The sequence below is a fragment of the Streptococcus suis YS56 genome, from assembly GCF_000440115.1.
Classification (GTDB): domain Bacteria; phylum Bacillota; class Bacilli; order Lactobacillales; family Streptococcaceae; genus Streptococcus; species Streptococcus suis_L.
On sequence record NZ_ALMY01000065.1, the window covers coordinates 15,805 to 38,046 of the forward strand.

Below are 22,242 nucleotides of genomic sequence, written 5' to 3' on the forward strand. Positions count from 1 at the left end.
CTTGACTGATAGGGTTAAATCTCTCTCCACTAGATCATGACTCGATTTCCAATTTCCTGACTCATGAAAAAATGGTCGCTTGAGCCATTACTCGCTTTCTAGTTTCTCGGCTCGTGAACAAAGGACCCGTCGGGGTCCTAATTCGCTCCATTGTTTTCAAGCTCATGAAAAAATGGTCTTAGCGCCATTACTCGCTTCCCAATTTCTTGGCTCATAAACAAAGGACCCGTTGGGGTCCTAATTCGCTATCTGGTTTTCAAGCTCATGTTCATTCCCTCGCCCTGCTATTTCTGAGCTCGGGCTGGACAAAAAGCCCTGGCCCACTTCTCAGTGTTCGTGTCAACATCTCAGCGCAGTGGTTGATTGGCAGATTTGTTCGTGTTTCACACTCCAAATCTAACCTAATCAACTGTGCGGGGGTGGGAAGACGAACTCTTTTTGACTTAGTCGAGTTCTTTCCCACTCCCAATTCGCCATCTAGTTTTCAAGCTCATGAAAAAATGGTCTTAGTGCCGTTACTCGCTCTCTAATTTCTCAGCTCGTGAACAAAGGACCCGTCGGGGTCCTAATTCGCTCCATTGTTTTCAAGCTCATGAAAAAATGGTCTTAGCGCCATTACTCGCTTTCCAATTTCTCGGCTCATGAACAAAGGACCCGTCGGGGTCCTTTGTTTAATACATATCTAAATAGTTGTCGATTTCCCATTGGGAGACGTAGGTTGCGTAGCTTGCCCATTCGATTTTCTTAGCTTCCAAGAAATTCGTATAGATATGATCACCTAGAGCTGCACGAACTACCTCGTCTTCACGAAGAGCTTTCAATGCATTGTGAAGAGTTGAAGGAAGATCAGTGATTCCTGCTTCACGACGCTCCTCATCAGACATTGCATAGATATTAGATTCTACTGGTGCTGGTGCTTCAATTTTATTTTGAATACCTTCCAAGCCAACTTCCAACAGAACGGCCATAGCTAAGTATGGGTTGGCAGTTGGATCAACCGAGCGCAATTCTAAACGAGTTCCCATTCCACGTGATGCAGGTACGCGAACCAATGGTGAGCGGTTTTTTCCAGCCCAAGCAATATACACAGGAGCTTCAAAGCCTGGAACCAAACGCTTGTAAGAGTTCACTGTCGGGTTTGTAATAGCAGTATAGTTATAAGCATGCTTAATCAAACCACCAAGGAAATGGTAAGCAGTTTGAGACAGCTGCATACCGCGAGGATCTTCTGGATCAAAGAAGGCATTATTCCCATCCTTATCAAAGAGTGACATGTTACAGTGCATACCTGAACCAGCAATACCAAACTTAGGCTTTGCCATAAATGTCGCATACATACCATGCTTACGAGCAATTGTTTTAACAACTAACTTGAAGATTTGAATATTGTCACAAGCTTTTAAGACATCCGCATATTTGAAGTCAATTTCATGCTGACCTACTGCCACTTCGTGATGGCTCGCTTCAACTTCAAAGCCCATCTCTGTCAAGACATTGACGATTTCGCGACGTGTATTATCAGCCAAGTCCGTTGGTGCGAGGTCAAAGTAACCACCTTTATCATTTACTTCAAGCGTTGGATTTCCTTGTTCGTCCATCTTAAAGAGGAAGAATTCTGGTTCTGGACCAAGGTTGAATGAAGAGAAACCTGCCTCTTCCATGTGACGAAGCGATTTCTTCAAATTTCCACGTGGGTCACCAGCAAAAGGCTTAGCATCTGTTGTATAAATATCACAAATCAAGCCAGCTACACGGCCATTTTCATCACCCCAAGGGAAGATAGTCCATGTATCCAAGTCTGGGTAAAGATACATATCTGATTCATTGATACGAACAAATCCTTCAATAGATGAACCATCAAACATGACCTTATTTGACAAAACCTTTTCGACCTGCTCATCAGTTGCTGGAATTTCTACGTTTTTCATCACTCCCATGATGTCTGTAAACATAAGACGTAGGAAGGTAACGTTTTTCTCTTTGATATCACGCTTGATATCTGCCACTGTGAATGTCATTATTTTTCTCCTCTATTTTAAAAGCTAATTACGACGAACGGAAAATGGAACTAGGACTTGAAAATCGTCCCTGACGACTGAATTCATCATGTAAGATACGACGGACATCTTCATCAGTCAAGGTTTTCTGCTGTTTTTGGACCTTAGCTTTCGCTTCCCGATTTGCATATTCCTTCTTAATCGCAGCAATATTCAAACCTTCATCCAAAAAATCCTTGATTTCTAAAAGTAAGTCCATATCATTTAGAGAATACAAGCGACGATTCCCTTCATTGCGATCGGGCTTAATCAAGCCTTGATCTTCATAGTAACGAATTTGACGAGCAGTTAAATCTGTCAACTTCATCACACTACCGATCGGAAAGATGGCTAAGGAACGACGAAACTCTTTTTCTCTCATAACGAACTCCTTTCTGCCTACCATTATAGGAGAATTTTTTTTTGAGGTCAATAGACGATGTTATATTTTGTGACATCATTTATCCTGAAAACGTTTTTTTATAACATTCACATCATAATTAACTAGAATCGCAATGAAAACTCCGATAAAGGTTTCAAACACACGAATAAACACATATTGAATCGTATCACCAGCAGGAATAGACAATGTAATAATTAATAAAGCTGACACTCCACCAATAATTCCCGCTTTATTATTCATCGCCACATTTGTCATAATCGTTAACATGACAAATATCGGAACAAAAACCGCAGTTACCCAAAAATGATCTAAGAATAACCTATCCAAAATAAAGAAAAGTAGCGCATAAAAACCACCAATAGAATTACCCAGAATACGAGAAGCTCCAAAATGGACACTCTGATCGAAGTCTTCTCGTAAACTAAACACAGCCGTCAAAGCCGCAATCTGAATCCCTTGCCACCCCATAAAACCAAACAAAAGAATAACTAGGAAGACTGCCAAACCCGATTTGAACGTCCGCATCCCAAACCGAAATTTCTTTGAATCAAATGTATATTTTTTAAACATACCTCTATTCTAACATGATTTCGGAAAATAGAATAGCAAATACCTGCCCAGCTTTTCTTTTCTCCTAAGCTCGACAGGAAAGGCCTCCTGTTCACACCAGCTTTTCAAAAAATCAATAATCTGCCACTTTAAATCAGCTGCAAGAAGGAACCCAGAAGTAAGATAAACGAATAGACGCTGTAAAAAAACAACGTCTTTTTTTGCATTTTATATTTTGTGCGCAGTAGCTGAATGGCAGTTGTGACCAAGATTCAGCCTTGCGGGGTTCGAATAGCCCAGTGGACTATTTGAAGTTAGCACCAAGAAAAAAACAAAGCAACAAGCTACGGAATCATTTTTGACAGAAGCCTCGCTTCTTCTATTTCTAACCTCAACATATCTGCGAGATATGTTGAACTGACACACCGCCTATTTTTCATTTCAGTAAACACCGCAAGTTCTGGAAGTACACCTTGCTAGACTTTCTAATTCGCTTAGCTTCATAGAAACTCTACACGATGCACAAAATGCAACGGAAACCCGCTGCATTTTAGCCTTTCCCTAGGCTGATTTTCTAACTCACTAGGTTCACAGAAAATCTAGCCTTTGCACTAGAAAAGAGCTGGTTGCCCAACTCTTTTCGTCGTTCATACGCAGTAGCTGAATGGCAGTTCACTTTGCTACGCTTGTGACCAACCTATTCAGCCTTGCGGGGTTCAAATAGCCCAGTGGACTATTTGAAGTTAGCACCAAGAAAAAACAAAGCAACAAGCTACAGAATCATTTTTGACAGAAGCTTCGCTTCTTCTATTTCTAACCTCAACATATCTCCCAGATATGTTGAACTGACTCACCGCCTATTTTTCATTTCAGTAAGCACCGCAAGTTCTGGAAGCACTTTTCACCTTGCTAGACTTTCTAACTCGCTTAGCTTCGTAGAAACTCTACGCGATGCACAAAATGCAACGGAAATCCGTTGCATTTTAGCCTTCAAGTTTATTGAACTTACTTTTCAGTCAAAGCTGCGAGACCAGGCAATACTTTACCTTCTAACAACTCCATTGATGCACCACCACCAGTTGAGATCCATGAGAACTTGTCTGCACGGCCAAGGTTGATAGCTGCTGCTGCTGAGTCACCACCACCGATGATTGATTTCACGCCTGGTTGTTTCACGATAGCATCCATTACACCGATTGTACCAGCTTGGAAGTCTGGGTTTTCAAATACACCCATAGGACCATTCCAAACAACTGTTTTCGCACCAGTCAAAGCTTCGTCAAACTTAGCGATTGACTTAGGACCGATGTCAAGACCAAGGAAGCCTTCTGAAACTGCTTCGCCTTCTGTATCGCGAACTTCAGTATAACCTGCAAATGCGTTTGCTTCTTTTGAGTCAACTGGCAAGATCAATTTACCATTTGATTTTTCAAGCAATTCTTTTGCGACATCAAGTTTATCTTCTTCTACAAGTGAGTTACCGATTTCGATACCTTGAGCTTTGTAGAATGTGTAAGTCATACCACCACCGATAAGAACTTTGTCAGCTTTTTCAAGAAGGTTCTCGATAACACCGATCTTATCAGATACTTTTGAACCACCAAGGATTGCCACGAATGGGCGCTCTGGAGTTTCAACAGCTTCTTGGATGTAAGCAATTTCGTTTTCCAAAAGGAAACCAGCTACTGCTTTTTCTACGTTTGCTGAGATACCAACGTTTGATGCGTGTGCACGGTGTGCAGTACCAAATGCATCGTTAACGAAAATACCATCACCAAGCGAAGCCCAGTATTTACCAAGTTCTTCGTCGTTTTTAGATTCTTTCTTACCATCAACATCTTCGAAACGAGTGTTTTCAACAAGGAGAACTTGTCCATCTTCCAAAGCATTGATAGCTGCTTCTAATTCAGCACCACGAGTAGCACCTGCGATGAAAGCAACGTCTTGACCCAATTTAGCTGCCAAGTCAGCTGCCACAGGAGCCAATGATTTACCTTCTTTGTCAGCTTCTTCTTTCACACGACCAAGGTGAGAGAAAAGAATTGCACGTCCACCTTGCTCAAGAATATACTTGATAGTTGGAAGAGCTGCTGTAATACGGTTATCGTTAGTGATAACGCCATCTTTCAAAGGCACGTTGAAGTCCACGCGAACAAGAACTTTTTTGCCTTTCAATTCTACATCTTTAACAGTCAATTTTGCCATTAGATAAGAACTCCTTAAATTATATTTACTTTACCATTGTATCATATTTTCTGTATTTTTTCTTGCATAAAGATATTTTTTTCACAAATGTTATGAAATCTAAAACTATCGCCTCGTAATCAGATTTTTCAAAGTCTAAAATTGCCAAACCAGAAACAACTTATGCCATCCTTGCTTCTTAGCACAAAGAAACATATATATTTCGGCAATCAAAACAAAAAAAAGAGGCCGAAGCCTCTTTGATTTTCACTAAGGATTATTTAGCGATTTTTGCGAAGTACTCAAGAGTACGAACAAGTTGTGAAGTGTAAGACATTTCGTTGTCATACCATGAAACAACTTTCACCAATTGTTTGCCGTCAACATCAAGAACTTTAGTTTGAGTTGCGTCGAACAATGAACCGAATGAGATACCTACGATATCTGAAGAAACGATTTGGTCTTCAGTGTAACCATAAGATTCGTTTGAAGCAGCTTTCATTGCAGCGTTAACTTCTTCAGCAGTAACGTTTTTGTCAAGTACTGCTACCAATTCAGTTACAGAACCTGTTGGAACTGGAACACGTTGTGCAGCACCGTCCAATTTACCGTTCAATTCTGGGATTACCAAGCCGATAGCTTTAGCAGCACCAGTTGAGTTAGGAACGATGTTTGCAGCAGCGGCACGAGCACGACGAAGGTCACCACCACGGTGTGGTCCATCAAGAACCATTTGGTCACCAGTGTAACCGTGGATTGTAGTCATCAAACCTTCAACGATACCGAAGTTGTCATGAAGAGCTTTAGCCATTGGAGCCAAACAGTTTGTAGTACATGAAGCACCTGAGATAACTGTTTCAGTACCATCAAGGATGTCGTGGTTAGTGTTAAATACAACAGTCTTAACATCGTTACCACCAGGAGCAGTGATAACAACTTTTTTAGCACCGTTAGCGTGGATGTGTTGCTCAGCTTTTTCTTTAGAAGCGAAGAAACCTGTTGCTTCCAAAACGATATCTACACCGTCAGTAGCCCAGTCAATGTTTCCTGGCTCACGCTCAGCAGAAACTTTAACGAATTTACCGTTAACTTCAAAACCACCATCTTTAACTTCAACAGTACCGTCGAAACGACCTTGAGTTGTGTCATATTTCAACAAGTGTGCAAGCATTGCTGGATCTGTAAGGTCGTTGATACGAGTAACTTCAACACCTTCTACGTTTTGGATACGACGGAAAGCAAGACGACCGATACGTCCGAAACCGTTAATACCAACTTTAACTACCATGAATGATTTCCTCCTTATGAAAATCGAGTTCTTTATTTTAAAAGGCAAGCCTTTTAATCCTTTTGTGAAAATATTAACTTGTAAGCCTACAAGCATCTTTTCAACGTTTTTATTATATAACTATTTACCGAAAATTGCAAGAGTTTGCATACTTTAATGCAGGAACTTACATAGAAAAAGGCAGCCGAAGCTGCCTTGGTTAGCAATTATGCATTGCCACCGTTTTTCTTGATGATTTCATCTTGTACAGATTTTGGTACATCTTCGTAGTGGTCAAATACCATCATGAAAGTACCGCGACCTTGTGTTGCTGAACGAAGAACAGTTGCGTAACCGAACATTTCAGCAAGTGGCACATAAGCACGAACGATTTGTGTGTTACCACGAGCTTCCATACCATCAACGCGACCACGACGTGCAGTAACGTGACCCATAACGTCACCAAGGTTATCTTCTGGTGCAGTGATTGTTACGAGCATCATTGGCTCAAGGATAGTTGGTTGAGCTGATTTAGCTGCTTCTTTAAGGGCAAGAGATGCTGCCACTTTGAAGGCTGTTTCAGATGAGTCGACATCGTGGTATGAACCATCGTAAAGCTTAGCTTTCACGTCAACGATTGGGTAACCAGCAAGAACACCGTTAGCCATAGATTCTACGAGACCTTTTTCAACCGCTGGGATGAATTCACGTGGAACCACACCACCGACGATAGCATTCTCGAACTCGAAACCTTTACCTTCTTCGTTTGGTGTGAATTCGATCCAAACGTCACCGAATTGACCTTTACCACCAGACTGGCGTTTGAAGAAACCACGAGCTTGTGTAGAAGCGCGGAATGTTTCACGGTATGATACTTGAGGAGCACCTACGTTTGCTTCAACCTTGAATTCACGACGCATACGGTCAACAAGGACATCCAAGTGCAACTCACCCATACCAGAGATAACTGTTTCACCAGTTTCAACGTTTGTTTCAACGCGGAATGTTGGATCTTCTTCAGCCAATTTAGAAAGGGCAATACCCATCTTGTCTTGGTCAGCTTTAGACTTAGGCTCAACCATCAATTGGATAACTGGTTCTGGAACGTGGATTGACTCAAGGATGATTTTTGCTTTTTCATCTGTCAACGAGTCACCAGTTGTAGTATCTTTCAAACCAACCGCAGCGGCGATGTCGCCTGCATAAACAGTTTCAATTTCTTGACGGCTGTTTGCGTGCATTTGAAGGATACGTCCGATACGCTCACGTTTACCTTTAGAAGTGTTCAATACGTATGAACCGCTGTTAAGGACACCTGAATATACACGGAAGAATGTCAAACGACCTACGAATGGGTCAGTCATGATCTTGAAGGCAAGAGCTGCAAATGGCTCTTCATCTGATGCATGACGCTCTTCTTCAGCATCTGTATCTGGGTTAACACCTTTAATAGCAGGGATGTCAAGTGGGCTTGGAAGGTAGTCGATAACCGCATCAAGCATCAACTGAACACCTTTGTTTTTGAAGGCTGAACCACACAATACTGGGAAGAATTCAACGTTGATGGTTGCTTTACGGATAGCAGCTTTCAATTCTTCGTTTGTGATTTCTTCACCTTCAAGGTATTTCATCATCAATTCTTCATCAGTTTCAGCAACTGCTTCAACCAATTTTTCACGGTATTCTTCAGCTTGCTCAAGGTATTCAGCTGGAATATCTTCTTCAAGAATATCTGTACCAAGGTCGTTAGTATAGATTTCAGCTTTCATCTTGATCAAGTCGATGATACCACGGAACTCATCTTCAGAACCGATTGGCAATTGGATTGGGTGAGCATTTGCTTGAAGACGCTCGTGAAGTGTGCTTACTGAGTAAAGGAAGTCAGCACCGATTTTATCCATTTTGTTAGCGAATACGATACGTGGAACACCGTATTCAGTTGCTTGACGCCATACTGTTTCAGTTTGTGGCTCAACACCTGATTGTGAGTCAAGAACGGTTACCGCACCATCAAGAACGCGAAGTGAACGTTGTACTTCGATTGTGAAGTCCACGTGTCCTGGTGTGTCGATGATGTTTACACGGTGGTTGTTCCATTGAGCTGTTGTCGCAGCAGATGTGATAGTGATACCACGCTCTTGCTCTTGCTCCATCCAGTCCATTTGTGATGCACCTTCGTGAGTTTCACCAATTTTGTGGATTTTACCAGTGTAGTAAAGAATACGCTCAGTTGTCGTTGTTTTACCCGCGTCAACGTGCGCCATGATACCGATATTACGAGTTTTTTCTAGTGAAAATTCGCGTGCCATGAGGTTTGTTCTCCTATATTTTTAGTTTTATATTTTAATTATACCATATTTTAAGAAAAGCGAGTGGGCAAGTCCCACCCGCTTGATTTCTTACTAATGGTGTGAAGTGGTTGAGGCAAGCCTCAATCCGGTTTGTGATGGTTGAACAAAGTTCATTCATCTGATTAAGTTCAATTAACTTGCGTATATCCAATGTCGAACTGAACTCGAACGGCCTGCTGGCAACGAAAAAAGATAAATCTCATTGAATGCAAAAGCATTCTGCTTCGATTTCCTATTTTTCGTCGGCAGGCACGTTCTCTGTATCTTAATCTTACCAGCGGAAGTGTGCGAATGCGCGGTTTGCTTCTGCCATTTTGTGAGTATCTTCACGTTTCTTAACAGCTGCACCTGTGTTGTTTGCAGCATCCATGATTTCTTTCGCAAGGCGATCGATCATAGTGTGCTCACCACGGTTACGAGCGATTGTTACCAACCAACGAAGACCAAGTGTTGTACGACGCTCTGGACGAACTTCAACTGGGACTTGGTAGTTAGAACCACCGACACGACGTGCACGTACTTCAAGTACAGGCATGATGTTTTCCATTGCTGTTTCAAATACTTCAAGTGCATCGTTACCAGTTGCTTCTTTGATTTGATCAAAAGCACCGTAAACGATTGATGCAGCAGTACCACGTTTACCGTCCAACATAACACGGTTGATCAAACGAGTTACCAATTTTGAGTTATACAATGGATCCGGCAATACTTCGCGCTTAGGCGCTTGATTTTTACGACTCATTTATATTTCCCCCTTCTTAGCCTTTTGGACGTTTAGTACCGTATTTAGAACGGCCTTGCTTACGATCGTTAACACCTGCAGTATCAAGTGCACCACGAACGATATGGTAACGTACCCCTGGAAGGTCTTTTACACGTCCACCACGAAGAAGAACCACACTGTGTTCTTGCAAGTTGTGACCGATACCTGGGATGTAAGCAGTAACTTCGATAAGGTTGCTCAAACGTACACGAGCAAATTTACGAAGGGCTGAGTTAGGTTTTTTAGGTGTCATTGTTCCGACACGAGTTGCAACACCGCGTTTTTGTGGTGATGAAACATTTGTTTGAACTTTTTTACGGCTGTTGTAACCAACGTTCAAAGCTGGTGATTTAGATTTTTCTACTTTAGACTTACGTGGTTTACGTACCAACTGGTTAATTGTAGGCATCTACATTCTCCTGTATATATTTTTTATTTTTGGTGATAGGGCATTGGTGACAACCCCTATCTGTGTGTACTTTTGCAACATTTGTCAGCACGTCCCTGTACACTCTTGAGAGACCAAAAGTAAAAAGTACCGTCTAATATAGTACCACATCCCAAACCCATTGTCAAATAGATATGTTTGAAATTTTCAAGAAAAAAACACAGCCAAGCAGCTGTGTCATTTTGCTATTTCTTAGTAACCCATACCCATTCCATCCATACCTTGTGGCATAGCTGGAGCGGCTGGTTCTGGTTTGTTGGCAACGACTGCTTCAGTTGTCAAAATCAAGCTGGCTACAGAAGCCGCATTTTGAAGAGCTGAACGTGTTACTTTAACAGGGTCAATGATACCTGCATCCATCATGTTGACCCATTCACCTGTTGCTGCGTTAAAGCCAGTCCCAAGTTCTGAATTCTTCAACTTGTCAATGATAACTGAACCCTCATAACCTGCGTTATAGGCAATCTGACGAACCGGCTCTTCCAAGGCACGAAGGACAATATTGCGTCCTGTCTCATCGTCGCCTGTCAATTCCAATTTCGCTACGCTATCAATCACATTGACAAGGGCTGTACCACCACCTGCAACGATTCCTTCTTCAACTGCGGCACGTGTTGCGTTTAGAGCATCTTCGATACGGAGTTTCATTTCTTTCAACTCAGTCTCAGTAGCGGCACCGACTTTGATAACTGCAACACCGCCTGACAATTTAGCCAAACGCTCTTGCAATTTTTCACGGTCAAATTCTGAAGTTGTTCCCTCAATTTGTGACTTGATAACAGCGACACGGTTGGCAATGGCTTCTGGATTTCCAGCACCTTCAACAATGGTTGTACCATCTTTGTCGACCACAACTTTGGCAGCCTGACCAAGTGCTTCAATGGTCGCATCTTTCAAGTCCAAACCAAGGTCTTCTGTAATCACTGTACCACCTGTCAAAATCGCGATGTCTTCCAACATAGCTTTACGACGGTCACCAAAGCCTGGAGCTTTGACTGCAACAACGTTGAAGGTACCACGAATCTTGTTGAGAACAAGTGTAGGAAGAGCTTCGCCATCCACATCGTCAGCAATAATCAACAATGGACGATTGGTTTGGAGAATGCTCTCCAAAAGTGGCAAAATATCTTGGATATGAGAAATCTTCTTATCGGTAATCAAGATGAATGGATTTTCAAGTTCTGCCACCATCTTTTCATTATCTGTTACCATGTATTGTGACAGATAACCACGGTCGAATTGCATACCTTCAACCACATCCAATTCTGTTTCCATACCGCGAGATTCTTCAATGGTGATAACGCCGTCTGTTCCCACGCGCTCCATAGCTTCTGAAATGTACTCACCAACTTTTTCAGAACGTGAAGATACCGCTGCGACTTGAGCAATTTCAGCTTTATTCGATACAGGACTTGCTTGTGCTTTCAAGGCTTCAACCGCAGTTGCAACTGCTGCTTCAATCCCGCGACGGATACCGATTGGATTGGCACCGGCAGTTACGTTTTTCAAACCTTCGCGAACAATAGCCTGTGTCAAAACAGTGGCAGTTGTTGTACCGTCACCAGCAATGTCATTGGTTTTTGAAGCCACTTCGGATACCAACTTAGCACCCATATTTTCAAAATGGTCTTCCAACTCGATTTCTTTAGCAATGGTCACACCGTCATTTGTAATGAGTGGTGAACCGTAAGCTTTTTCCAAGACAACATTACGACCTTTTGGACCCAAGGTTACTTTGACCGTATCAGCCAAAATATCGACACCACGGACCATGCTTTCACGTGCATCTGCTGCAAATTTAATTTCTTTTGCCATTTTTCTACCTCTATTCTACGATTGCCAAAATATCTGCTTCACGGATGATGTGAACGGTTTGGTCCCCATCTTTAACTTCCAATCCTGCGTGAGCATCAATCAACACAGTATCTCCAACTGCCACCGCTGGGGCAACCAAGTCACCATTCAAGGTACGAATCCCTTGTCCAATCGCTAGGACACTTGCTTCTTTTGTCTTTTCTTGGCTTGCACCTGCAAGGACAAAGCCACCAACTGTTTGTTCTTTTTCTTCAATTTTTACGACGATACGATCGCCCAATGGTTTTAACATTCTATTACCTCCTGATATTTTTAGCACTCTACACTCGTGAGTGCTAACTCACATTTCCTATTGTATCACTTGGTCAAAAATAGTCAAGAAAATTCTATTCCTTTTTCGTGAAAATCCTTCTTAAGTATGAGGCAGAATTTACCTATTCATTATTGGCAAACTATGTTATACTATTTTTAACAAGTTAGGGGGTATTCATGAAATTTTTTAGAGATTTAAAAACAGATTACCTTGAAAGCCGATTTTCAGCCTACGAAAGTTTTGCAGAATGGTTTTTAAAACGTAAATTAGGCTTTTGGGGGAGTGGGAAAGAACTCGACTGGTCAAAAAGAGTTCCCCTCACTTCCAAACAGTAGGTTCGGGCTAAAATAGTCCACTGGACTATTTTACTCCCACCCCCGCACAGCTCAAAAGGTTCAGTGAACCTTTTTGAGGTTGGAAATGAAGCGAACTCTGTTCGCAACAGTCGTTAGGTCAGATTTGGAGTGTGAAACACGAACAAAGCTGCCAATCAACCACTGCGCTGAGATGTTGACACGAACTCTGAGAAGCGAGACTGGACTTTTTGCCCCGTCGCCTATCTACTCTGGCTCGTCTGGATATTTTTCTTTAGCCGCCCTCACTACATCATCTTTTTCTTTTATGGCGTTATCCTATTGTCACTGATTGTTATGCTAGTAGAATGGTGGAAATATAGAAAATGAATAGCAAAAAACACCAACTTTCGTCGGTGTTTTTAAGGAGATATGAAAAATATTTAGGATTGATTATAGTATAGCCTACTTTTCAACATTCTCCATCGGTCTTGGGACCGATATTAAAACGGCAATTCCTCCTCTTCCAGAACCAAGTCAGCTAGGTCATCGCCAGTATTATTTTCTCGCATGGCACGTTGGGCGCGGCTTTCTAGTAATTGGAAAGATTGGCCTAGAATCTCTGTCACATAGTGATTGCTGCCATCTTTTTCGTATTTACGAGTTCGCAATTCACCGTCAACAGAAATCAGACTGCCCTTGCTGCCATAGGAAACAAGTGTTTCCGCCAGTTTGCCCCAGAAGATAACATTGAGAAAATCCGCTTCACGTTCGCCATTTTCTGTCTTAAATCGTCGATTGACTGCGACGGTTACACGAGTCAAATTTTTACCGTTAGGGGTTTGAGTGAGTTCAGGTTGGGCCGTCAAGCGACCGATTAGAATAACTTTATTATACATTTTATATCCTCCTACTTATCTATTCGTAGAAAGTTCATAAAAAGAAAGAAAATCATGAAAGAATTAATAGAAAAATTGCAAACCTCTAAAACATATACCAATGATGAACTGGCTTGGTTGCTGGAAAACATCGGTCATCCTGATCCTGCCATACGCGATGAATTGGTTTATGCTAGTTTTTGCCACATCTTTCTAAATGGTTTGATTACAAGAGAAAAAGCACAGGAATTACTTCAACGTTCACAGGACACCAAGCCATTTTCCCTAGAAAGCTCCACACTAAAGCGAAGTTTTACTTGCTTACTTTACTGCCTTTTGCTGTTTGTCGATAATGATTCTGAGTCTATTTATCATGCATTTTTAAATGAAGAGGACTGCGAACTGCTTTTCCAACAGGCCTTGGATTATTTGACGATTGAAAATGACTGGTCTGGCTATGATGAAAAACTCGGCTGGATTCATACCGCTGCCCATGGAGCAGATTTTCTTCTGGCTGCAAGCTGTCATGAGCAATTTTCCAATGAAAAAAGCAAAGAGGTCTGGCAAGCTATTCTTACTTGTCTAACTAAACAAAGTAAAGTTTTCTCAGCTGGCGAGGAAATCCGCTTAGCTCAAATCCCTGTCTACCTTCTGCTGAATGAGAAAGTAACTAGCCAAGAGCTGACAGAATGGATGAACGAACTAGACTTTCCCAACCAAGAACCTCTGGACTACTTCCGGTGGCTCAACCTCCAGCATTTCCTGTCCAGTCTCTACTTCCAACTCAATTCACATCAGGTTTTGACAGAGGAACTCCGACAAGCAATTGAAGGAAAAATTGAAACAGCATAAAAGAATTGGCCGTCTGACCAATTCTTCTTTTTCTATCCCTTCCAGTGTTTAGCTGGATCAAAGGCTTCTCCGACCACTGCGGAGTCGTCCAATTCGATAATCCCACGGACTTGTGGGGCGTTTGGTAGTGCCAATTCACGTGGACTGCACATCATTCCAAAGCTATCTTCACCACGCAATTTCCCTGGGAAAATCAGGCTACCGCTCGGCATCATTGCCCCCGGAAGAGCCAAAATGGTTTTCAAGCCTTGGGCAGCATTTGGGGCACCTGCTACGATTTGCACTGTTTTGTCACCGACATTGACCTGACAGATATTGAGGTGGTCGCTGTCTGGATGAGGAACCAATTCCACAATCTGACCGACTACGAACTTTGGAGCATTGTCGTTAACCAAGCTTTCAGTAAAGCCTTCTTTTGCTAATGCTGCATTCAAGGTCGCAACTTGTTCGTCTGTCAGGAAAACCTGACCATTTCCAGCAATCTCAACCAAACTTGATGCTTCAAAAATATTCCAAGCCACTGTTTTTCCTGTTTCTTCTAGGAAAACACGCGCCACTTGACCCTTACGTTCAAACTGGACAGCCTGCCCCTTGTCCTCAGCCACAATCACCATCAGAACATCGCCAACGTGTTCCTTATTATATGTAAAAATCATTTCTTTTTCATTTCTCCTTTATGCAAATAGACCGGTCAAGCCTTTCCAAAGATTTTCAAAGAAGGCACCGATTTTTTCTAAAATCCCTGAATCTTGTAGATTCTTATAGGCTTCTGAAATTTGTTGCTCCGCTTGTTGCTTAAACTGGTTGAGCTGGGCAGCAACCTCAGCCGAATCAATAGCAGAGGTTTCCTGATAGGCTTTGGCAAAGGTAACCAATTTCGAAACCTCATCTGCTGTGATGACATTTTCCAAACCGTTATTGGCCAAGACATCGTTAATAATAGTATTGATGTCTGATTCAGAAGCTACCTGACCATTGGACTTTTTGTAGTCGGCAAGAGCTGTCTTGATTTCCGCCACTGCCTTATCCAAGGCTGAACTATCAAAATTGGAGTCACCTGTATGAGCCGTAGCCACTTCATTGACTGTCTCTAGCTCCTGTTGAGCCACTTCGGTTCGAGCTGTATCAACTGTTTCACCATTGGCCGCTAGAGCCTTGTAAACACCTGTCAAAGCAGACTCCCCCGTTACCTGAATCGGAGAAGCTACATCAATCAAGACATCCGTCGCACCGGCTGTAATAGCCGCATTGGCATACTGCGTTTCGGTAATCAAGGTGATGTTCTGCGGTGTCTTAATATCCACAACTACCCCTTTACCTGCATCCTGCTTTTGCACCAAGACAGACGAGTAAAGAGAAGCTGTATCCGCTCCAGATGTACCTAAATACTGGTCCATATCCGCGCCAACAACCACCTGACGACTGATATTATTAACATCCGAAATACCAAATAGATTGTTAACCTCTGTCGCCTGGGCATCTGACAAACCGCCACCGTAGACCAGTGTTGGCTTGCCCCATTTTTCATTGATAACATCCGTCTGAATTTCCGCTTGAGCCAGCGGGGCCAAACTTAAACTCAACCCTAGCACCACAGGCGCTAGAAGGATTTTTCCTAGTGATTTCTTCATGTTTTTTCCTTTCTTTTTGGAAATGGCAGAGCTTCTCTGCTGATTTATCTACCCAATCCAGATAAGAAGTTCATGATTTCTTCCTTGGTCTTGCGATTCTTATCGACAAAACGACCGATTTCCTTACCATTTTCTAAAACAACCAGACTTGGAATACCTAAAATAGCCCATTCCTGTGCCAAAGGCATGAAATCATCGCGATCCAGTTGCACAAAACGGAAATCTGGGAAAGCCTCTTCGATAGCTGGCACATGCGGTTTGATATAGTGGCAATCTCCACACCAAGTCGTCACAAATAGGAAAACAGTTGGCTTGCCATCTTCAATCAAGGCAGCTACTTCATCAAAATTTGTTGGAAAAATCATCTTTCTTCCTCCCTGTATTGAATAGAACCTTTGGTATTTTCAAATAGAAATACCTGTCCTGCCTCCATCACAACCCCTCCGATAAGAGTGGTCTGCGTAGAAGCTGTTTCATCCACATAGACCGTGGCAATCTCTCCTAAATCAGCGAAAAAGTCACGCACCTCCTGCAAGGCCTGTGCTTTTTTACGGTCTTCTTGGATTTTACGGTAAAATTGAGCACTAGCGGTGAGCACACCTGCCCCCAATAAGCCTGCTAGCAAGGCTGTCTTTTTCTTTTTCATGTTGACTATTTTATCATATTTCCGCAGATTTTTCCCAAAAATGCCATTGGACTTGTGACAGCTGAGACAAACTCTCCACAAACATATGAAAACGATTCAGTTTTCAGAAAGCATGATTTCATCATGTGTTTATTGTTTATTTTCCCATATTTTCAAGACAAGTCTAGCTCTTCGTGATAAAATAGTAGTAATCATATCATGGAGGAAGAAGAATGACTCTTTTTGAAAAAATTAAAGAAGTTACAGAATTACAAAGTCTACCGGGATTTGAAGGACAGGTTCGCAACCACATCCGCCAGAAAATCACACCACATGTAGACCGCATCGAAACAGATGGGCTAGGTGGAATTTTTGGTATCAGAGATACGGCTGTTGAAAACGCACCTCGTATCCTAGTGGCTGCACATATGGATGAAGTCGGCTTTATGATTAGTCAGATTAAACCTGATGGTACTTTCCGTGTTGTCGAGTTGGGAGGCTGGAATCCGCTAGTTGTATCCAGTCAAGCCTTCACGCTTCAACTACAGGACGGTCGGACCATTCCTGCCATTTCAGGTTCAGTGCCTCCCCATCTTTCTCGTGGGGCTAACGCTCCCGGCATGCCTGCCATCGCTGATATTATTTTCGATGCTGGTTTTGCCAATTATGACGAAGCTTGGGCGTTCGGCGTTCGTCCGGGGGATGTCCTGGTTCCCAAAAACGAAACCATTCTAACAGCCAACGGAAAAAATGTCATTTCTAAGGCTTGGGACAACCGCTTCGGTGTTCTTATGGTGACTGAGTTGCTAGAAAGCCTATCTGGTCAAACCTTACCAAATCAGTTGATTGCTGGGGCAAATGTGCAAGAAGAGGTTGGTCTACGTGGAGCTCATGCTTCTACAACTAAGTTCAATCCAGATATTTTTCTTGCTGTTGATTGCTCGCCTGCCGGTGATATTTATGGCGACCAAGGAAAAATTGGTGACGGAACGCTACTTCGTTTCTACGATCCAGGTCATATCATGTTAAAAAACATGAAAGACTTCCTCCTCACAACTGCCGAAGAAGCAGGTGTCAAATTCCAATACTACTGTGGTAAAGGTGGAACAGATGCTGGGGCAGCCCACTTGAAAAATCATGGTGTTCCATCAACAACCATCGGTGTCTGCGCTCGCTACATCCATTCACATCAGACTCTCTACAGCATGGATGACTTCTTAGAGGCCCAAGCCTTCTTGCAAGCCATCGTGAAAAAATTAGACCGCTCAACGGTTGATTTGATTAAAAATTACTAAAAGAAAAGGCTTGGCTAGGTATAATCCCAGCAAGGCCTTTTTTTCTATATAAGTTCTTCTAAAATGTACTTCCTCACATAGGTAATGAAATAAAGTGAGCCTGTAATCAGGTAAAGTTTTTTGGGATTGTCCAAGTCCGCCTGCTCCAACCACTCCTGATAGGTCTGAACTCGTTCATAGCCTGACGGGTAATCGTTCAACTGCACCGCTCTGAAATCGTCAAAGGTTGTCACGCTAACAGGTCCAAATTGGCTAAGCTGGGACAACATCTGGTCCACAGGCTTGGTATTGATAGCCGCAAAGAGGATTTCAATGTCTCTGTTCGCATATTTTTCCTCTAGGAGCTGGGTCAGGACGGCGATACTTTCATTATTGTGGGCTCCGTCAATCATGAGCGTGGGTTTGATTAATTCTAAACGGCCCGGCCAGATGGCTTGGGACAAGCCCTGGCTGATGGTTTCTTTGGTAATCTTTGGAAAATCAGGGCTGAGAAGCTGAGCTGTGGTCACTGCCAAGGCTGCGTTGACTTCCTGGTGACGACCTTGCATCTGTAGCCTTAAATCCTCAACACGGCCGAAGGGGCTTGAAACCGTAAAGCCTGCTCTGCTATTTTCCAAAACAATCTCCCGCCCTACCGTATAGGTCGAACTCTGAAGCTGACTGGCGTGATTCTCAAATACTGCCAGCACTTCTGGCTGGTCGGTCGCATAGAGGAGGGGAACCCGCTCACGTAAGACAGCAACCTTGTGACGGGCTATAGTAGCATGAGTCTCTCCCAAAAAAGCCTGATGGTCCAAGCCGATAGAAGGACAAACTACCGCTAGAGGATTAAGGACATTGGTCGCATCCTGTAAACCACCCATGCCCGCTTCCACCAAGAGAATGTCGGGACGCTGGTAGTGAGCAAAGTAGATAAACATAGCCACTACTACAATCTCAAACTCCGAGATGGCATCCAGTCCAGCTGTCTGGTCCAAGTCCTCAATCAAGGGCTGCAAGTCTGTCACAATCTTCGCAAAATCTTCCTCTGAAATCATCTCCTGCTCAAAGACAATCTGCTCTCGAAAATCAATGATGGACGGTGAGGTAAAACGGCCGACGGTGTAATCCGAGAACCGTAAGATAGACTGTAAGGCATTCAAGGTCGACCCCTTGCCATTTGTTCCAACAAAGTGAATAGTCGGCACTTGAAGCTGGGGATTGTCCAAGCGCTCCAAGAGCCAGTTGACACGTGCAACCCCGTTTTCTAAATCTGATGCAGGGCGATTCGATAGCCACTGACGAGTTTCTTGATAATCCATGATTCCCTCTCTACAAAAGCAGCAACAGGGGGATGACCTGTTGCTCGATACTGTTTTTATTTAATACCCATTAACTTGGCCAATTCAGGTATTTTTTGTAAACTTGGCAAGACAAGCATGGTCACGACAATGCGTAACGGAATTTCAAAAATAGCCTTAATCAAACGACTGCTATACAAGGCAATCCAAGGTGTTCCAAAATGGAAATGGAGGGCAATCGGTGTCATGATAAAGGAAATCACAACCTGAATCAAGACAACTACACCAGCCACATAGAGCCAATCAGCTTTGTTTTTAATATTCAGCGGCTTCTGATAAAAGAACCAGCCGTAGATAAAAGCCGATACTGCCTCAATCAAAATCCAAGTGAAGAGGACAGTTTGCCCGCTAAACAAGACAAAGATTGGGTCTGAAATAGCCGCAAAGACAGCTGCCCAAACTGGACCAGCAATAGCTCCCAAAATAGTATTGGGAATGAAGGTAAACTGGACCTGCAAGGTTTCTGAAATCCGAATGGAGAAATAGTTCTCCACAACCATAACCAAGGCAAGGGTCATCGCAATAGCAGTCAACAACTGCACCGTTAGTTTTGGAATCTTCTTTTCCATAAAAAATGCTCCTTTTTCAAAAAAATGGAGCTGTCGTGTGTATTCGACAGCGGATGCAATGATTTACCGCGCTACTCTCAGCCAGACCCCGATGTTCCTACTCTAGGAGACATCAGATACAAGCAAAAATCAGCTTCGTTATGTGGCAACATCCCATCCACATACACTTGACGCAAACCATCTACTCTGTGCAAATTTCTTTGCCAGTCTATTGTATCACACACTATATATTTTGACCACTTGCTAAAAACTATACCTTTCTAAAGGTATAAACTATAAGAGAAACAGGCAGTCTCCGACTGCCTGTTAGTTTTTCTTATTTCAAACGTTCAACTTCACGCGCAATGACCAATTCTTCATCCGTTGGGATAACCAAGACACGAACTTTTGATTCTGGCGTTGAAATATCACCATAGTTACCAAATACATTTTTTGCAGGATCCAACTCAATACCAAACCAAGACAAGCCTGCTATTACATCATTGCGCATAAGCGGTGCATTTTCACCCATACCTGCCGTGAAGACAATAGCATCCGCACCATTCAGAACCGCAAAGTATTGACCAATGAATTTCTTGATACGGTCGATAAAAATATTATAAGCCAAAACAGCATCTGGGTTCTTAGCTTCCAAACCTGATTCAATGTCACGCATATCACTTGAATAACCCGATACACCAAGCAAACCTGATTGTTTATTCAGCATGTTCACAACATCCGCAGCATCCTTCAACTCATCAACATTTGCAATCAAGTAAGGAATAATCGCTGGATCAATATCACCTGAACGAGTTCCCATCATAGGACCAGCAAGCGGAGTGAAGCCCATAGAAGTGTCAACTGATTGACCGTGGTAGTTGGCAGTAATAGATACACCATTTCCGATGTGAGCCGTAATCAATTTTAATTCCTCAATCGGACGTCCCAATACTTTTGCTGCCTCATGCGCTACATAATAGTGGCTAGTTCCGTGAGCTCCATACTTACGAACCTTGTGGTCGGTATAGTACTTTTGTGGAATCGGATAAAGATAGGCATGCTTTGGCATCGTAGTGTGAAAGGCTGTATCAAAAACAGCTACATTCAAAACTTCTGGTAGTACTTCCTCAAATGCACGCATTGCTGCTACGTGAGCAGGGTTATGAAGCGGTGCCAAAGCACTTAGTTCTTCAATTTGCTCAACCTCTTTTGGTCCAATAACAGCTGATTCTTTGAAAATCTCTCCACCTGCAACAACACGGTGTCCGATACCAGTAATTTCCTCGTAAGCAGCGATGATGTTGTGTTTAAGCAAGTCTTCTAGGAGAATCTTAACCGCAACCGTATGATTAGGAATATCTAAAACTTCACTTTCTTTCTTCCCATCATACTTAACTGTTGAGATGGAATCATTCAAACCGATGCGCTCAACAATCCCTTTTGCTAAGACGATTTCTTCTGGCATTTGATATAGTTGCCATTTCAAACTTGAACTACCTGCGTTAATCGCAATTGTTTTTGACATAGTGTTCCCCTTTTAAAGCGTTTTCCTAACTAGTATAACAGATTTTTACCTAAATTGCATTCTCTTGCTTCCAATTTTTGAAATTGAGCATGAACTTCTGAATAGCTTCTGGTTCTTGAAGACTTTGTAAGGGATAAACAAACGGCGCCAACGGTCTTGCAGCTTTCTTTTGCAAGACAAAAATAGACTTGGCCATAGCAGCCTTCCCAAAGAGATTTGGTGGCAGGGCGATCATGGCAACGATATTGGCTTGTTCTTGTAACCAGCCTTTCAGTAAATCGCTTTGCGGACTAGTCAACAAATCATTTGGAGCCAAGAGAATAGCGAATCCATCCTTTTCCAGATATTTGAGGGACTGTTCCATGAGTAAATGATGGGCGTAGGTATGCTCAGTAGGACTGGCAACCTGATAACGGCTAGCAATCTGGTCATCTGGATAGTAGCCAATCGGCAAATCTCCCAAAATTACTTGACTTTCCTTCAAAATCTGCGGACGTACCGCATCTCCCTGAGCAAAAGAAATCTCTGCCTGCATGACATCCGCCATACTTGCCGACAAATCAATCAAGAGGTCATCCACTTCGATTCCCAAATAATCCAATTCTTTCTGGCTAGCATTGAGAATGGTCTGAGCCAAATTGCCTGTTCCCGAACCAATTTCCAAGACTGTTACTTTAGGAGTAGATACTAGTTGGTCTACTAGGAAGGATAGGATAAAGCCGATAGAGTCTGGCGTAAACTGGTGATTGTACTGCATAGGCTCTGACTGATTGGCCTTGATGAGCAGGAATTGGAAGGCACGGCGCCATTCTTCCTTGGTTAAATCTAGTTGTTTCAAGGTCTTGTTGTTGTTAACAACAAGGTCTGTCTCATGCTGACCAGCTACGTAAGCAGCATTTTGCTCAATCATGGCATCATAGATATTGGTGCCTAGCTGGTTTTGGATAGTCTGTACGTTTTCTAATAGCAGGTCGTAAGCCTGTTCGATCTTTTCAAAATTCATACTCTTATCTTATCAAAAATTCACCAACTTTGCACCAAAAAGGGAGCGACTAGCCACTCCCCTCGGGTACTATAGTCGTTTAGTTTGCTTTTAGTACAAGTCAACGAGCTGCAGGCTGTACTG

22 protein-coding genes and 1 riboswitch are annotated in these 22,242 nt (G+C 42.7%); of the genes, 3 read left to right on the forward strand and 19 right to left on the reverse strand.

Annotated features, from left to right (window positions below):
* Positions 1–671 precede the first annotated feature (671 nt).
* The 10 genes from glnA to groES all read right to left on the reverse strand — a co-directional run bounded on the left by glnA (position 672) and on the right by groES (position 12,108).
* Positions 672–2,018 (reverse strand): type I glutamate--ammonia ligase, encoded by a 1,347-nt coding sequence (gene glnA, locus SST62_RS0107500; protein ID WP_011921751.1) that lies wholly within the window; start codon positions 2,016–2,018, stop codon positions 672–674.
* Positions 2,019–2,046: 28 nt separating this feature from the next.
* Entirely contained in the window at positions 2,047–2,418 is a 372-nt protein-coding gene (locus SST62_RS0107505) for a MerR family transcriptional regulator (RefSeq protein WP_002940041.1), read from the reverse strand.
* A 75-nt stretch (positions 2,419–2,493) separates the two neighbouring features.
* Entirely contained in the window at positions 2,494–3,009 is a 516-nt protein-coding gene (locus SST62_RS0107510) for an FUSC family protein (protein WP_029186865.1), read from the reverse strand.
* A gap of 984 nt (positions 3,010–3,993) precedes the next feature.
* Complete coding sequence (locus SST62_RS0107515) at positions 3,994–5,193, reverse strand: phosphoglycerate kinase (RefSeq protein ID WP_029186866.1); 1,200 nt, start codon at positions 5,191–5,193, stop codon at positions 3,994–3,996.
* 256 nt (positions 5,194–5,449) lie between these two features.
* Positions 5,450–6,460 (reverse strand): type I glyceraldehyde-3-phosphate dehydrogenase, encoded by a 1,011-nt coding sequence (gap, locus tag SST62_RS0107520; protein WP_024397990.1) that lies wholly within the window; start codon positions 6,458–6,460, stop codon positions 5,450–5,452.
* A 206-nt stretch (positions 6,461–6,666) separates the two neighbouring features.
* Complete coding sequence (gene fusA, locus SST62_RS0107525; protein WP_002938501.1) at positions 6,667–8,748, reverse strand: elongation factor G; 2,082 nt, start codon at positions 8,746–8,748, stop codon at positions 6,667–6,669.
* A 313-nt stretch (positions 8,749–9,061) separates the two neighbouring features.
* Positions 9,062–9,532 (reverse strand): 30S ribosomal protein S7, encoded by a 471-nt coding sequence (gene rpsG, locus SST62_RS0107530; protein WP_002940031.1) that lies wholly within the window; start codon positions 9,530–9,532, stop codon positions 9,062–9,064.
* 16 nt (positions 9,533–9,548) lie between these two features.
* On the reverse strand, positions 9,549–9,962 hold the full coding sequence (gene rpsL, locus SST62_RS0107535; RefSeq protein ID WP_002940030.1) for a 30S ribosomal protein S12: 414 nt from the start codon (positions 9,960–9,962) through the stop codon (positions 9,549–9,551).
* A 231-nt stretch (positions 9,963–10,193) separates the two neighbouring features.
* Positions 10,194–11,816 carry a chaperonin GroEL gene (gene groL, locus SST62_RS0107540; RefSeq protein WP_024418195.1) on the reverse strand — a complete coding sequence of 541 codons (1,623 nt, stop codon included), beginning with the start codon at positions 11,814–11,816 and terminating at the stop codon, positions 10,194–10,196.
* Between the two features lie 10 nt (positions 11,817–11,826).
* Complete coding sequence (groES, locus tag SST62_RS0107545; protein ID WP_014637330.1) at positions 11,827–12,108, reverse strand: co-chaperone GroES; 282 nt, start codon at positions 12,106–12,108, stop codon at positions 11,827–11,829.
* Between the two features lie 197 nt (positions 12,109–12,305).
* Here groES and SST62_RS1000000112795 point away from each other — a divergent pair, with 197 nt between their 5' ends.
* The gene (locus SST62_RS1000000112795; protein ID WP_169051031.1) at positions 12,306–12,464 is read left to right on the forward strand and encodes a hypothetical protein; all 159 of its coding nucleotides are present in this window, start codon (positions 12,306–12,308) and stop codon (positions 12,462–12,464) included.
* A 461-nt stretch (positions 12,465–12,925) separates the two neighbouring features.
* Here SST62_RS1000000112795 and SST62_RS0107555 read toward each other — a convergent pair whose 3' ends face one another.
* Positions 12,926–13,321 (reverse strand): single-stranded DNA-binding protein, encoded by a 396-nt coding sequence (locus SST62_RS0107555; RefSeq protein WP_029186867.1) that lies wholly within the window; start codon positions 13,319–13,321, stop codon positions 12,926–12,928.
* A 54-nt stretch (positions 13,322–13,375) separates the two neighbouring features.
* On the opposite strand from SST62_RS0107555, the gene SST62_RS0107560 reads away from it, so the two are divergent.
* Complete coding sequence (locus tag SST62_RS0107560; protein WP_029186868.1) at positions 13,376–14,152, forward strand: DUF2785 domain-containing protein; 777 nt, start codon at positions 13,376–13,378, stop codon at positions 14,150–14,152.
* A 32-nt stretch (positions 14,153–14,184) separates the two neighbouring features.
* Here the strand turns inward: SST62_RS0107560 and ytpR are convergent, their stop codons facing one another.
* From ytpR to SST62_RS0107580, 4 genes are read right to left on the reverse strand one after another with little or no spacing between them, the layout of a single operon-like run.
* Complete coding sequence (gene ytpR, locus SST62_RS0107565) at positions 14,185–14,808, reverse strand: YtpR family tRNA-binding protein (RefSeq protein ID WP_029186869.1); 624 nt, start codon at positions 14,806–14,808, stop codon at positions 14,185–14,187.
* Positions 14,809–14,826: 18 nt separating this feature from the next.
* Positions 14,827–15,783 carry a DUF1002 domain-containing protein gene (locus SST62_RS0107570; protein WP_029186870.1) on the reverse strand — a complete coding sequence of 319 codons (957 nt, stop codon included), beginning with the start codon at positions 15,781–15,783 and terminating at the stop codon, positions 14,827–14,829.
* A gap of 44 nt (positions 15,784–15,827) precedes the next feature.
* Positions 15,828–16,148: a thioredoxin family protein gene (locus tag SST62_RS0107575; protein WP_029186871.1), complete on the reverse strand. Its 321-nt coding sequence runs from the start codon at positions 16,146–16,148 to the stop codon at positions 15,828–15,830.
* The gene (locus SST62_RS0107580; RefSeq protein ID WP_012774909.1) at positions 16,145–16,429 is read right to left on the reverse strand and encodes a DUF4651 domain-containing protein; all 285 of its coding nucleotides are present in this window, start codon (positions 16,427–16,429) and stop codon (positions 16,145–16,147) included. Before SST62_RS0107580 ends, SST62_RS0107575 begins: the two co-directional genes overlap by 4 nt.
* A 212-nt stretch (positions 16,430–16,641) precedes the next feature.
* Here SST62_RS0107580 and pepA point away from each other — a divergent pair, with 212 nt between their 5' ends.
* Positions 16,642–17,703, forward strand: coding sequence for a glutamyl aminopeptidase (pepA, locus tag SST62_RS0107585; protein WP_029186872.1), 1,062 nt, complete (start codon positions 16,642–16,644; stop codon positions 17,701–17,703).
* A gap of 44 nt (positions 17,704–17,747) precedes the next feature.
* On the opposite strand, the gene SST62_RS0107590 is transcribed toward pepA, so the two are convergent.
* The 4 genes from SST62_RS0107590 to SST62_RS0107605 form a co-directional block, all read right to left on the reverse strand.
* Positions 17,748–19,004, reverse strand: coding sequence for a bifunctional folylpolyglutamate synthase/dihydrofolate synthase (locus SST62_RS0107590; RefSeq protein ID WP_029186873.1), 1,257 nt, complete (start codon positions 19,002–19,004; stop codon positions 17,748–17,750).
* A gap of 56 nt (positions 19,005–19,060) precedes the next feature.
* Positions 19,061–19,612, reverse strand: a complete 552-nt coding sequence (locus SST62_RS0107595; RefSeq protein WP_029186874.1) for a folate family ECF transporter S component — start codon at positions 19,610–19,612, stop codon at positions 19,061–19,063.
* Between the two features lie 45 nt (positions 19,613–19,657).
* A riboswitch (THF riboswitch) is annotated at positions 19,658–19,803 on the reverse strand.
* Positions 19,804–19,928: 125 nt separating this feature from the next.
* Complete coding sequence (locus SST62_RS0107600) at positions 19,929–21,116, reverse strand: acetate kinase (protein WP_029186875.1); 1,188 nt, start codon at positions 21,114–21,116, stop codon at positions 19,929–19,931.
* Positions 21,117–21,165: 49 nt separating this feature from the next.
* Positions 21,166–22,119 carry a class I SAM-dependent methyltransferase gene (locus SST62_RS0107605; RefSeq protein WP_029186876.1) on the reverse strand — a complete coding sequence of 318 codons (954 nt, stop codon included), beginning with the start codon at positions 22,117–22,119 and terminating at the stop codon, positions 21,166–21,168.
* Positions 22,120–22,242 lie beyond the last annotated feature (123 nt).